The sequence below is a fragment of the Microbulbifer sp. MLAF003 genome (assembly GCF_030012965.1).
GTDB classification, from domain to species: Bacteria; Pseudomonadota; Gammaproteobacteria; order Pseudomonadales; family Cellvibrionaceae; genus Microbulbifer; species Microbulbifer variabilis.
This window is the reverse complement of the sequence record NZ_CP120232.1, coordinates 1,828,731-1,842,710: the sequence shown is the minus strand read 5'-3', so window position 1 is coordinate 1,842,710 and position 13,980 is coordinate 1,828,731. Positions and strand designations below refer to the sequence as shown.

Below are 13,980 nucleotides of genomic sequence, written 5' to 3'. Positions count from 1 at the left end.
GGAGGGGAAGAAACCCAACTCCTCGGCGCCTTCTAAAATAGCAGCCTCCTTCTCACTTAAACGAGAAGGAGGCGGAGGCAATACCACCTAGTTGTTCGGGAAGAAGTCGATTGGGAAAAGAATGGTGATCGTTGGAACACCGGCCTTCTCGCCAAAATTAAATCGCTTCACCCGCGCTACAATCTTGGCGTTGAGTGCAGGCGAATCCATATCGCTGGACTCCACTTCCGCAAGGGATACCGAGCCATCAGGCTCAATGGTAATCCTCAAGACCATCTTACCCTGCAAGGCGGGGTTGTTACGCAGTTCACGGTTGTAAATGCGATACAGCGAAGCCTTATAGCGGTCGAAGACAATCTGGATTTCCTCGTCGGTACGAGACGGACCCACACCATCACTGAGCGGTCGGTCCTCGCCGGCGAAATCACCTTCTGTGCCAATGGAGCTCTCCACTCGCGAGAAGGCTACACCACCCAGGGATGATCCAGTACCACCCACATTGCGACTAAGCTCTGCAGTATTAATACCACCACTACCCGCAGTTGCCGCTGCAGTAATCAGCGAACGCTGACTACGGTTTTCCTTCTTACCTGCAGTGCTGAGCTGTGTTTGTTGGCCCAAACGATTGTCCAGGTCATCCTGAATAAGATCCTGGAAATTATCCTTAAAGGCGAGAACACCCGCACGCTCAGCTTTCTTACGCGCTTGTTTTTTCTCCACTTTGGATGGTTTCGGATCCTGCTTGGCCACTTTCTGCTCAGGCTTGGTTTCAGGTTTTTTCTCCTCTTTCTTGGGCTTGGCTTTTTCTGGCTCAGGTGGTGGCTTGGGTTTGGTCTTCTTCTCGATTACCAATTTGGCCAGGCGCTCGGGTATCTCCACTATCTGTGTTTCGGGTTCAGGCAAGGTATATAGAGGAACCAGATAACCCAACAGTGCCGCAATAAACAGTGATGCGAATACACAAATACGGAAGCGCTTTTCATCCTCACCCTTGGTATGCCAAGGCATTTCCATCGGGCGAAAAGTGGGCTGCTCATATTCACGGGTGATCTCGAATTCAAACTTGGATTCCTCTTCCTCACGGCGCAGCTCATCAGCGCGCTCATCGAGGGCAAAGATCTCCTCATTGCAGTATTCGATATTATCCAGGATATCCCTACGCTTCTGATGAAGCTGATCCAGGCTTTCGTTATAAGTACGAGTTGACGCCCCAATCCGTACGATAACCTGCTGGGAAGCATCGGTCCGATAATTCTCAGCCCAAAACAATTCACCTGCGCCGATGTCTTCGAGTTTTCCAAGGCGCTCAGAAATTTCATCGAGCAACTGGTACTTGGAACCATCGACTTGCAATTCAGCCAGCTTCTCTTCGATCTGCCGCTGCTCATCCTCGAGCAGATGCATACGCTGGCGAACCGTATCAAGCGCCTCGCTGACCGCCTGCTGTTGTTGAAGAAAATTACTCACAAACTTCCATTAACCCTGAGATGCTTTCTGAATTACCGCCAGTGATACCTTGGTGTAGCCCGCTTCGGTGCAGCTGGACATCACCTTTTTCAGCAAACTGAACGGAATGCCCCTGTCCGCAAGAATATTCACTTCGGGTGGCTCCGGTCCCTGCTCACCTTCCATTTCAGCCTCGCCCTCATTTTCTGCGGCAGAGGCCTGGGCTATACCGATTGCCTTACCCAGCTCTGCAGTCATGGCCTGCTTAATAACATCAATCACAACCTCTTCACTTTCGAGCACCTCACTGGTTGCGATAACAGATTTGGATTCCACCAGGATCTCCTCTGCAGTCACCATCAGGGTTACGGTTTCCCTGGGTTTGGTCTCAACCACCGAATCCGGCAATGTAATCACCTTGGGGGGCTCCAGCGCTTCGTTACTGGAAGTATTGGTCAACAGGAAAAATACCAGGATAGTGAACACATCCATCAGGGATGTCAGATTCATGCCTGAAGTTTTTTTACGCTTATGGCTGCGAGCCATGCGCTTCATTCGTCGGCTTTCATGTCTCACGGCGCATCTCCTATGGAAATATCAGGAAACAAAATCACCTTCTCCACAGCTTCCGGATCACTGGGGTCACTGCCTTCAACCCGAACTTCTGCACCACGCACGGTATCCATGACACCCACAAGATGCTCATAAGCAATATCCGCCTCCATCAATAAAATGGAGTCTGTTTTTTCCGGATAACTGGCTTTCACCTGCAATAAAAACTCAGTGAGTTTTTTCAGGTCGTACACTTCAGCTGTCGGTAATACTGCGAGGTCCGTATTCTGCCCATCGGCTTCCACTACAGTCACACCCGGCTGGACAGTCTCCCTTTCTTCAGTGGCATTCAAATTAGGGAAACGCGCAATTACTTTCTCACCATCGCTGATTTCCACAGCCTGCTTTCGCACCACTACTTCCACGGTCACTGTGGGGTCATCCGGTGCACCACCGCCAGCCCCGCTCGGCATATTCAGTTCCAGGATTGTTACCCGTGAAAACACCGCCGACACCAGTAGGAAAGGTACCAGTACCACCATCAGGTTAAGGAAGGCGGTAATGTCCAGCTCCGGGGCTTCTTTGTCTCTCCCGTGACGCCGCCTTCTCATTATGCAGTTTCCGTTTGCAATTCTTCGGTTTCGACTTCATTCGCAGATTGCTCGCCAGGCTGTTTTTCTGGCTTGGGTGCATCCATTTCGAAGCGACGACGGGTTGAGCTGTCAATCAGGTTGGAAGCTTTTACAGAGACCATTTCCAGGCTATCGATAATTTGACCGGTCAGGGAGTTGAGCAGTGCGTGCACTATCAACAGGGGAATACCGGTCATCAGGCCAAAGGCGGTGGTGTTCATCGCTACGGAAATACTGGCAGAAAGTAAATCAGCTTTTTCCGCCGGGTTGGCATTGGCTACCGCAGTAAAGGCTTCGATCAAACCCATGATGGTACCGAGCAGCCCCAGCAGCGTGGCGATATTGGAAAAGAGCGCAACATAAGGTGTGCGTTTTTCCAGCTGAGGTGTTATCTCCATCATGCTCTCTTCCATCGCGATCTCGATATCTTCGCGACGACGCACCGCACCCTGGCGCGCCAGACCCATGGACAGCAGTTTACTCACACTGGAGTTATCCTGCTTAACCAAGTTGCGCGCGCGATCAAAATCCCCGGAGGCGAGAACGGGCTGTAATTTATCCCACATGGCACGGTTAGTATGGCGCTCATAATGCAGGCGAATAAATCGTTCAATCGCTACGGCGCCGCCCAAAGCGGCAACGACAAGAATGGGGTACATAAAAGTACCGCCCGTCTGGAAAAACTCGATGACGCTGTTAAAAAAGTCCATTACAAACCCTCTTGAGAAATACTGCAGTAATTTGTTGCTGCTCCAGTCTTACCCGGAGAAAGGACGGCGTTAATCGCCGGACAGGCTGAGCTGGTAGAACTCCAACTCACGCATGAAAACTTCCTTGTCAAGCGGCTTAAGTTTGTCATCCATCAGACTGGAGACAAGATCGCTTTCGACACCGACTTCGGAACTTTTCCAGGGGACAATATAGAGAGACTTGGGAGCTTCCTTGTTACCGATAATGGAAATACCCGATAGCTCTTTGATCTTGGAGTCCACTTTCTTTTCCTTGGACTCATTTTCTTCTTCACTCCCGGACTGCGCAAAGGTAGCGGGGAGAGTTGTGAAACAGACAACCAATAGCAAAATCCATTTAAACTTCAATATCACTTGCCCGCTCTCCGCTTAAGATCCGCCAGCCAGATGGAAACATCCTGGTCCTCTGGCTCCAGTTGTACATATTGCTGGAATTGTGCCAGAGCACACTGGAGATCTTGCAGATAGAGATCACACAATATGCCGAGATTTTTTATCAAAGGCAGGTATTCGGGGTTTTCTGCCAAAGCATTCACATAAATTTTCCGCGCATCCGCAAAACGCCCCTGCTTGCGATAGAGCACTGCCAATTCATTGGTTGCGACCGGGTGTTTCGTATCCAGCTCGAGAGCCTTCAGAAAAGCTGTCTCCGCGTCTTTCTCACTTCCTACCTGATAGTGAGCAATTCCCAGGTTGATATAAGGGGCCGGAAGGCGCTGCTCCCGCTCCACCACCGACTGCAAAAGCTCAATAGCAGGCTCGTACCTCTTTTCGGCCAAGTATTCCAGTGAGCGCTCAAAGTCCCTATTAACACTGCCCGAAACCTTCACCGAGGAATAGTCAGAGATTTTTCCCGTCTTGGTTTGGGTGCCCGCACAGGCCGTGAAAAGCAGTGTAAGCCCCAGTAGAAAAAATACTCTCAATTTTGTATGCATAACCTTCAGCCCCGCACCTTAATGCTACTAGCTTGAACCTTTTATTTATTACCGCGTCGGCAGTTGCCCTTACTGACCGGAGACCGCTTCACCAGGGCCCAGCTGCTCAGGTGCTGGCGGCAGCGGTACAATACTTTGCAGATACTGCCCTGCTTCCTCGGCCCTTGCATACCGGGCCGGTATCAATCCAGCAAGCTTATCGATACTCCTATCAATCCAGGGGTTATAGATACCTACCCCCAGAAGCTCGACATTTTTCTGGTGGACCGAGATCGCCTTTTCCTCAAATGGGTAAATCTGATCCTCCAGAGCCAGCTCGTATTCCTCCAGTTCCAACGCATTTAAATCAGTAGGCCGCTCGGAATCTTTGAGAGACTGACTGAAATGCAAATAGATTTCTGCAAGATAATAAGTCGCCGCGGCAGTGACATCTGCAACCTGGTAATCAATCAAATCAGTGAAAGTGCTGATAGCTGCTTTCATCCGCTTGCGCTTCAAGTTCAAATTCTTTTCAATGGGCTTCACCAGGGCTATCTGGGTAAAGGCAGCGTAACTCGGCTCGGCAAGTTGCAGTGCTGCATTACCTGCAAGGTAGCGGGTGCGATCAGTACGCTGTGAGCCACCGCGCAATTCAATACGGACCATCTCACGAAGCTCTTTCATATAGAGCTTTTCATTCCCACCTGCTTTATAGATATCGGCGATTCTCTGCCGTGTTTCGAGAGCAGGCTCCATGGGGTTGGGGAAAAGGCCCACATAGCGGCGCAACACTTCCAGAGCTTTTTTGCTGTCTTTTGCTGCACTGTACAAATCCGCTGCCTGAGTCAGGGCTTCGCGGCGGATCTCCTCATCCTCAGACTCGCGCTCAATACGCTCAAATTCCGCCGCAGCCAGCAGTAATTCACCACTCTCCTGGTACACCACTGCTAATTTCTTGGTTACGTCTTTTGCCAGTTCATGCTCAGGGAAGTTAGTGCGAAAATTGTTGAGCACTGTCGCAGCCTGGGTCCAGTCTTTCAGGATAATCAGGGAAGCGGCGGCATCATACTCTGCCGTAGCCAGCAGGGTTGCTCCGGGAGCAGCGGTACGAATACGCAGGAAGTGTCCAGCAGCTGCCGCATGATCTTCCTGCGTACGGGCCATATCGCCCTGCTGGTAAATCGATGCTGCCAAGTTATCGATCAGCCCAGCGCGATCTTTGGCATCCGCAGCGGTAAGAGCCAGGGTTTCCCCATAGGCTACTTCCGCATCCTCAAACGCCTGAACATCAAACGACGCATGTGCTACAAGCATCCAGCTGGACCGGCGAATCTCCTGTTCCGCCGCCGGGAATTTCTCCAGCAATGATCGGCCGTTTTCGATAGTGGGGGTATAGTCCTTGAGGCCATACAAGTCCTCTACTGCACCTAACATCACCTGCGGTGCCTTCCCATGCGCAGGGAAAGTATCAGCAAAAGTCAGAGATGAACGGATAATCTCGCGTAATAAAGGAGCACGCTGGTCTGCCGAAGCTTCTTTCAGGTTATTTGCCAGGTGTTCGCGGTAAGCGTAGACGGCCGCATATCCCGCCTCACTGGAATCCTTGTGGGCCGGATATTCATAAGCTGTGCGCTCATACTCCAAAGCGGAGCTATGGAAATCCCTATTCTCCAGCATCAAGCCGGCCAGCTGGTAATTAATCTCCGGTGCACGCTCAGTTTCACGGAAGGATTCCAGGTAGCTGCGATACCAGTGAATTGCTTCACGATAGTGCTCGGACTTTTTATCCTTCAGCTTCTTGTTCTGGTAAGCCGCATGATAGTGGCTGGCGAGGTCAATCAGGTTTGCCTGCAGGAACTCGACCACCTCTCCGTATTCATTGATATCGAATACTGTCCAGTATTCAGCTTTGAGGGCATAGGTGTTGGCAAAGGATTTCTTGGCTTCAAGTACCAGCTTGGGAAAGCCACCCTTCGCGTAGATTTCAATTACGCGAATAGAGAAATCTGCAGAAACCTTGTGCAGGGGATTACGCTCAACAAAAGCAGTGTAGGATTTTGCCGAGTCCTGATAGCGACGCTTATCCAGGTAGTATTCGCCCAGATGGCTGTACACCAGGTACTCGTACTGGCGCGCCCCCTTGCGGGAGAAATAGTCGACAATCGAATCGGGACCTTCCAGGTAAGAGAAGCTCAAGCTCACCACACGGAAGGTATCATCGATATGCTTTCGCTCTACCTCGTTGGTCTGCTGGTCGAAGTCATAACCTTGGGAAACTTTGTAATCGAGCATGGCGATATAATCATCCAACGCCATCTCGTACATGTCCTGCTTGAACAGGGACCAACCGCGCTTGTACAGGGCCAGCTCATAAAAGCTGGAAACCACTCCGATATTGATCACCTTACCGTAGGCTTCCTCAGCATCCAGGTATTTCTTACGGGTAAAGTAATACTCTCCCAGGCGGAACCAGGATTCATCAATGTGACGGGAGTCTGGATATTTGGCAACCAACTGTCGCAAAACATCCACTGCATTTTCAATCTGTCCCGCCTCTTCATAGGCTCGGGACAGCTGATACATCACCTGGTCGTTGCGGTCGTACAGCGGGTATTTTTTAAGTAAGTCGAGATATAGGTTAATTGCTTCCCGGGCATTGGCAGACATCAGCGCATCGGGATCATCCGCAGGCAGTGGCAATGCAGAATTGTCTGAGGCAATCTCAACATTGCCACTGGCACGCGCCTCAAATTCATCATCAGACTCTATCGCACCTGAGTTTTCCCCTGCCACCTGTTGGGCCCGAGTAACCGGTGCGGCGACTTCGGCGGGTGCATCAAGGGTATTCTCCGCGGAAATTTCCGCTGCTTCTATAGCAACTACCGCTCCACTCGTACTAACCGCGCCGGCACCACTGGCGATTCCATCAATAGCAGCATCCTCAGCCCGGTGCGCCTGTTTAATTTTCAGGTCGGCAATTCGACGCATCGCCTCCGGGGTGAGATTCGATTCAGGCGTTTCCTGTAGGTAACGTTGGTAACTGGCGAGGGCTTTCTCCAGGCTTCCGTCGATATACTCCTCTTTAATTTCAATATCGACATTTTGCAGGCTGCCAATAGTCTTGCCGCTATTCACGGCACAGGCATTGAGCATCAGTGCAGCAGTGGAAGCCAGTACACATCGACGCGCAATAGTCATACTCAGCAGACTGGAATTAAAGCAAGGCATCAGGCTTCCCCTCCATCACTCACTTCGACTTCCGCATCCAGTTCGGGAGGATTTTCCTCTGGCAGGGATTCGCGGTGCTGCTCAATTTTGAGCTGGTCCTCACGCTGCTCCTGCAATTCATTGGCACGGTCATAGCTGTCGGCCAAGGCAAATCTCGCTTTGATTTGATAGCTTTCCAGCTGGGTACGACGGCGCTCCAACTCCTGGATTGCCAAAGCCTCCAACATACTACCCTGACGTGCCATCAACATTTCCAGGCGCTGTTGGCTGCTGCGGATCTGCGCACGCAAGCGGGTAATCTCTTTGTTGTAGCCGGTGTAACTATGTGTGGCCGCCTGGCGGCTACGCACATAGGACTGGTAAACCACCTGTAGCTTTTCAATTTCTATATTGAGTTCCTGCAGGTGTTTATAAGCTTCTGTAAGCCGCTGGTCATATTCAGTGGAAAGGCGAAGATCTAAAACACCCTGCAGGCGCTCTACCCGGCTACTCGTCGCCTCAGTGAAGCCCTGCGGACGCTCTGTGATCTGTTGATGCAACTTCATCAACTCCAGGCGTGCCTCCTGCTCATTTGCGGTGGCAAGATATTCCGGGCGGCGAGAAACCAGCATCTGTTCAATACGGCTGGCAAATATATCCCGCTGCTCAATACGTAGTTTGATACGGGCATCCAGCTTGCGAAATTGCTCGTCGAGCTGCGGCAGCAGGGGTTCGTAATAAGCCCTGCGGATACTGATAATATCTTCGTAGGCGCTAAGGCTTTTGAGCCACTCTTCATTGCGCTCAAAGAGATCGTTTAGGTCGCGGTAGTTACGCAGGAATTCCTGATAGTCATTGGATGCCATCAAGTCGAGGAGATAATGAGTCTCAGGGGCATCAGGCAGGTTGCGCAGTGCCACCACCCAGTTCTGTACCTGGGTTGCCTCTTTGCGGCGCAATGCCTCAAGGAACTTGCCTTCTCGGATACTGTTGATCGAAGCGGTCAACGTATCAATCTCATTGCCGAATGAGTCCAACGCACGACCATAATTAATTGCGGCTGTACTGTGTACATCCAGCTTGCCATAGGCATAGGGTACGGCGAGCATGGCTTCATGTACGGATTCATTGGTGCCTTTGCGGTTTTGCAGCATTTTCCAGGGCACCAATGCTCTCCCATAGCGACCGGCACGTGCCTCGACCCAACCAGCGCCCAGCAACGCGCGATTGGAAAACGGTCCTTCGAGATTGACGCGATCAAAATATGGGCGAGCCAGTTCTAATTCACCGGCCTCCATTAAATGCGAACCTAGCAATAAATTGGTTTTATCATACAGCGCCTGCGCGGCGGGCTTGCTGCTGCTCTTCTTACCCAAGGCAGTCAGTTCCAGTACACCACGGGTTTCTTCGCCAGACTTTAACTGGGCGATTCCGAGGTTGAACTCAATAAACCCGGCAAGGGATTCTTCCCCCTTCAGGTCTTTTAGTAATTCCACCGCTTCATCAAAGCGCCCTAACTGCATAAATACCCGTGCACGTAAGAACTGTTCTTCCGCACGCACACGCTCGGGTACACGCCCTTCTATCATTTCCAGAGCATGCAAGGCATTCACTGGTTGCTGCTTGTGGTAATGAATTTTGGCAAGGCGATAGGCAGCCTCATTGCGTACCGCCTGAGAAACATTACCTTTAAGCACGGCTTCAATTGCGCGCCCAGCCTCCCGATGCATGCGATAGGAAAGCTCCAGGTCGCCCACGGAAAATTCTGCCTGCCCCAGATGCGCACTGAATGGGTCCAGCTCCGGCTGATCCAATCGATAAAACTGGGCCAGCTCTGTATCCAGAGCCACAATCGCATCAAAAAAGTTTTCCTGGTGAGCATGAAACATGGCAGCACCAAAAAACAGGTCGCGCAGTTCCTCACGCTCTTCGGCATTAACCACACCTACGAGGATAGGCAAAGTACACAGGGAGGCCGCCAAAGCTCGCAGTATTGCTTTAGCCGGGACCGGCAGTAGCGACAGCAGAGATGTACACATGGTTACCAGTCCTTGAAGTTAATCTCAGACTCGGCTCCTAAGATGCTGATCTCAACAAATTTCGGCCCCACAGCCTTATCTACCTGGTAAGAAGCTTCGGCCCGATACTCGCGGCCGGAGGGTGTTTTACCGATGAAGCGGACTTGCAAAGGATGCGCGCCAGTCTGGACGTTACCGGTATATAATTTTTGCACGCCACCTTTTTGTAGGGATTCGATTTCGCGATAGGTATATAAATGGTGCGCAACAATTTCGCCGTTTAGCCTGACCTCTACAGATTCCAGCTCAAAGGGATGCTCATCGGCAACAGAGACAAAAAAGGCCACTTGTGAGTTAGAGGGAAACAGTAGTTTCTCTTCCAGCTGCGAGAGAGTCGCAGTCAGGTCGATCACATCCTTTTTTACATCCTGGATTTGCTCATCCAGACCACGAATATCATCGCGACTGACATTTTGCGCAGAAACCACGCTTGCCAATAGCAGCAGGATTGTTACCTGTAGAATTCTGAACATGTGATCTACCTCTGACCCTACCTTTAACAATGAAACCAGCGATGCGGAAGACCCTTGCGGGCCACATTGAAATGCCTGTACACAGGGACCCTTCAGCCAGCGGCATTGTATTGAATACAGGAATCGGCAGATGTGAGGAAAGTCAAATCTAGCGAAACAGACAGGTGGGAATTTTTCCGATTTTAGAGGGGCACAGGGCAGGAAAGTGTGAAGAAAATCACGTATTTTATCTATGCGATGGCCAAGCTCTGATTACTATAAAACAGCTTGCATTACCTTAAGGTTGTACCACTTATTGATAAACCTACAATAATAAAACTTTTGTACTGTACGAGTTTATCCGACCCCTTAACTTGACCGCCCCTGTTTTTGGGGCGGTATTGATGTCAAATCAAATTATCTATTTTAAGAGCTTTACTACCCACTTAAGCATTAGCTGACTCCCCCATGGATACAATAACCTTGCCTTTCGCACGACCGGTTTCCAGGTATGAAAGCGCCTCAAGGCTCTGTTCAAAGGGGTAAATCTTATCAATAACAGGGCTGATAATATTGTCCCGACAAAGGGAGCCCAATTCCTCAAGCTGCGATCCGTTTGCCTCCATAATCACCATCCGGTAAAGCGCTGTCTTTTCCTTTGCAGCCTTCATTACAGAACGTGCTTTAAGCCTGAGCAGCTTGCGCAGGAGCCAGCCGATACCAAATTCCTTCGCCGTCTGGGGGTCCAATACACCGGAGATTGAGACAACCCTTCCGCCCCGCTTCAGAACTTTAAAAGCATCGAGCGTGTATTGCCCACCCAGGGTGTCATAGACCACATCAATATCAGAGAGGAGATCCAGGTAATTTTCCTTGTTATAATCAATTACCTGATCCGCGCCCAGTTCGCGTACCCACTCAACATTGGCGCTACTTGTTGTGGTAATGACATAGGCCCCATAGGCCTTGGCGAGTTGAACTGCCACAGAACCGATACCACCGGAACCGGCATGAATCAGTACTCTCTCGCCCTTTTTCAGGCCGGCAACCTGGATCAGGGCCTGGTAGGAAGTCAGGCTCACCAAGGGGATGCTGGCAGCCTCCTCATGCGTCAGATTTTTTGGCTTTCTCGCCAGGTGTGAGGCATCCACGCTCAGGAAATGCGACAGTGTTCCCACATGATCCTCCCCAACGCGGGCGAAAACCTCATCGCCGGGCTGGTACGCTGTAACGCCACCGCCTACAGAAACCACTACGCCGCTGAGATCGCGACCAATCCCTACCGGAAGATCCAGCTTTTTGACGGCCTTCATGTCGCCACGCATCACCATCAGGTCAATCGGATTGATACTCGCTGCATGGATTCGTATCAATACTTCACCTGTTCCTGGTGTCGGCAAGACCGCCTCACCAAAAGCCAGGCTGGTGTTGATATCACCATAGCGAGTTATTTTAAGTGCTTTCATAAATATCTCTGGTCATCCGTTCATTTGATGTCAGCGATAGTGCCCCCCGCCCACCTTGGGAAACAGATGACAATAGGTGGAAGTCTTTTGTCTTTTTGACAACAATAAGGAGAAATACTGGGCGGTATGATCACTTGGGGAGGTAATTATGGACAAAATCAGGGCGTTACGTTACTTCAAGCGAGTAGCAGAACTATGTAGTTTCACTGCCGTGGCCGAGGAGTTTGACGTACCAGCTTCCTCCATCTCGCGCAGAGTCCGCGATCTGGAGCATTCCCTGGGTATTGAATTGTTACAACGCAGCACTCGCCAGGTTGAGGTGACTGAACTGGGGAAACTCTACTACTCCATGATCGGCGAGGCCATTCGCCAACTGGAACAAGCTGATGAACTGGTCAGCCAGACTTTTGAGGCTCCTAGTGGACTTGTTCGAATCAGCTGCCTCCCCTCCTATGGTGAGCAACACCTGACTCCCCTGCTGGAGCAGTTTGCCCAACGCTATCCGGATATTGTCTTTGACCTGCACTATAGCGACGATCTCACCCAGCTGGGTAAGGACCCGGTTGATATCGCTATACGCGGAGGCTACGCTCCTGACGAACATGTTATCGCCAAGCGCTTGTCAAAAAACGAATTCTCACTAACCGCTTCACCTGAATATCTCAGCTCCCTGAAGCAAGAATTTCCCCTAAACAAGCAAGCCATAGAGTCCGCAAACGCATTGCAATACCGGGGCCCCAAAGGGCCTATTGACTGGCACTATTTCAACGGCAATTACTGGGAGCCAATCGAGCTTACCACTCACCTGATCAGTAATAATGGCAAAGCCCTACTGGCTGCCGCTTTAAATCATCGCGGTATGTTCTGTGTGCCCTCATGGAGTATTTGTGAACACATAGACTCTGGCGAGCTGGTAGAAGTGCCTACCGAGGGCAAGGTATCGGTTAGTCCCGGAGGGGACATTGGCATTTTTCTACTCTACGAACGCAGCAAATATCAGATCCCCAAAATTAAACTTTGCGTGGACTTTATATATTCAAATTTGGGCAAGCTGTAAAAATATCGAAAAATTTACTCAACACGACTTTCCGGGGTGCCCCTGGCAATAAAAAATACCCCAACTATCAAGCTAGCAAAAACCAAAAATGCATTTAACAAAAAGGCCCGACCAATACCAGAGATCATATCTGGAGCAAATGCCACCACCACAGCATTCAGGCCCAACCCCAAAGCGCCACCCGCAACCTTAAACATAAACAGGATTGCGCTGGCAAGGCTCTCCCGTCCAGGCTCGACTATTGTTACAACCAGGGTTGTTGCGGCAGGGTTAAACAACCCCAGGCCAAGCCCCAACAATACTAAACCTGGAACAACATCTATGTAACGTGATTCACCCGATATAGCAGAAAGTGATGCCATACCTGCCCCCATCAGGAAAATCCCCACACAAATTATAAGTTTCGGCCCCAAACTTAAATAGACTCTCCCCGATAAAAACGAGATAAAGACGAAGGAAATCATTAGTGGCAGTAGCGCCAAGCCCGAATCAAGAGCCGAGAATCCGAGCACTTTAGAGGAATACTGAGGCAAATAAAGAATCACTGAAAAGAAAACAACCGATGTAACAAAACTAATGGCACCCACTACTGTAAATTTTGCGTTAGTAATTACATCACCGGGAATCAATGCATCCCTGCCTTTCTTTACTTCCAAAAACAAAAAGATCACAAGAGAAACAAAAAAAACGAAGAAAAAATACAATGTATATAAGCGATTGAACCCGATCTCCGCGGCAACATACATACCAAACAAAAGACTAAACACTGACACCATTAGCATAATTACACCGGCATAATCGACCCTGACCGATGATTTAGTTGGCGTATCCTGTGGAACAAACTTCCAGCAAAGAAATACAGATAACAGGGTTAGGGGTATATTGATCAGGAAAATCCACCGCCACCCCCATAGATCAGACAGTGTTCCTCCCAGAATTGGCCCTATTGCATTTGCCAAACCACATACCGTCATCACCAACCCACCTACCTGGCCAGCCCTGCTGGGTGGCACCAATGTATAGGCAATTCCCAGAATTGATGGCCACATCAGTGCAGCCCCAGCCCCTATAACAATTCTAGAAATCAGCAAGGTTGGCGTATTAAAGGATAAGCCCCCGATCAACGAAAATAACAGAAAAATAGTACTACCAATAAAAAATAGCCTACGGCGCCCATAGATATCAGCAAGACGTCCACCCGTAACGATCAATACCCCAAACATCAGCCCATAGCCATTGATAATCCATTGGGAGGTAGTGATATCAATATTAAATTCCTGTTCAATCGCGGGAATTGCAGGAGAAAAAGCCGTGAAATCAACAGTGACAAGGAATAAAGCGAGGTTGACTGCCAAAAAGCCCAATTTCTGAGACTTCGAGAGCGTCATCTGGAAATATGACATAAACAGCAGCCTTACCAAAAACCT

General features: G+C 50.1%; 12 protein-coding genes. 1 reads left to right on the top strand and 11 read right to left on the bottom strand.

Translation table 11 applies throughout. The features are described from left to right. Nucleotides 1–87 precede the first annotated feature (87 nt). The 10 genes from P3339_RS08940 to P3339_RS08895 form a co-directional block, all read right to left on the bottom strand. Nucleotides 88–1,467 (bottom strand): AgmX/PglI C-terminal domain-containing protein, encoded by a 1,380-nt coding sequence (locus P3339_RS08940; RefSeq protein WP_282953117.1) that lies wholly within the window; start codon nt 1,465–1,467, stop codon nt 88–90. 9 nt (nt 1,468–1,476) lie between these two features. Then, a complete protein-coding gene (locus P3339_RS08935) occupies nt 1,477–2,022 on the bottom strand; it encodes an ExbD/TolR family protein (protein WP_282953116.1) in 546 nt (181 codons plus the stop codon). Beyond that, complete coding sequence (locus P3339_RS08930; protein ID WP_282953115.1) at nt 2,019–2,609, bottom strand: ExbD/TolR family protein; 591 nt, start codon at nt 2,607–2,609, stop codon at nt 2,019–2,021. Before P3339_RS08930 ends, P3339_RS08935 begins: the two co-directional genes overlap by 4 nt. After that, complete coding sequence (locus P3339_RS08925) at nt 2,609–3,340, bottom strand: MotA/TolQ/ExbB proton channel family protein (protein ID WP_020413199.1); 732 nt, start codon at nt 3,338–3,340, stop codon at nt 2,609–2,611. The genes P3339_RS08930 and P3339_RS08925 overlap by 1 nt, the downstream gene beginning before the upstream one ends. A gap of 69 nt (nt 3,341–3,409) precedes the next feature. Further along, a complete protein-coding gene (locus tag P3339_RS08920) occupies nt 3,410–3,733 on the bottom strand; it encodes a hypothetical protein (RefSeq protein ID WP_282953114.1) in 324 nt (107 codons plus the stop codon). Then, complete coding sequence (locus tag P3339_RS08915) at nt 3,730–4,314, bottom strand: tetratricopeptide repeat protein (RefSeq protein WP_282953113.1); 585 nt, start codon at nt 4,312–4,314, stop codon at nt 3,730–3,732. The genes P3339_RS08920 and P3339_RS08915 overlap by 4 nt, the downstream gene beginning before the upstream one ends. A gap of 69 nt (nt 4,315–4,383) precedes the next feature. Then, nucleotides 4,384–7,521, bottom strand: coding sequence for a tetratricopeptide repeat protein (locus P3339_RS08910; RefSeq protein WP_282953112.1), 3,138 nt, complete (start codon nt 7,519–7,521; stop codon nt 4,384–4,386). Further along, a complete protein-coding gene (locus P3339_RS08905; RefSeq protein WP_282953111.1) occupies nt 7,521–9,539 on the bottom strand; it encodes a tetratricopeptide repeat protein in 2,019 nt (672 codons plus the stop codon). The genes P3339_RS08910 and P3339_RS08905 overlap by 1 nt, the downstream gene beginning before the upstream one ends. A gap of 2 nt (nt 9,540–9,541) precedes the next feature. Continuing rightward, complete coding sequence (locus P3339_RS08900; protein ID WP_020413204.1) at nt 9,542–10,051, bottom strand: hypothetical protein; 510 nt, start codon at nt 10,049–10,051, stop codon at nt 9,542–9,544. A 425-nt stretch (nt 10,052–10,476) separates the two neighbouring features. Further along, entirely contained in the window at nt 10,477–11,496 is a 1,020-nt protein-coding gene (locus P3339_RS08895; RefSeq protein WP_282953110.1) for an NADP-dependent oxidoreductase, read from the bottom strand. A 148-nt stretch (nt 11,497–11,644) separates the two neighbouring features. Here P3339_RS08895 and P3339_RS08890 point away from each other — a divergent pair, with 148 nt between their 5' ends. Next, nucleotides 11,645–12,553, top strand: a complete 909-nt coding sequence (locus P3339_RS08890; RefSeq protein WP_282953109.1) for a LysR family transcriptional regulator — start codon at nt 11,645–11,647, stop codon at nt 12,551–12,553. A 14-nt stretch (nt 12,554–12,567) separates the two neighbouring features. Here the strand turns inward: P3339_RS08890 and P3339_RS08885 are convergent, their stop codons facing one another. Beyond that, nucleotides 12,568–13,956 (bottom strand): MFS transporter, encoded by a 1,389-nt coding sequence (locus P3339_RS08885; protein ID WP_282953108.1) that lies wholly within the window; start codon nt 13,954–13,956, stop codon nt 12,568–12,570. Nucleotides 13,957–13,980 lie beyond the last annotated feature (24 nt).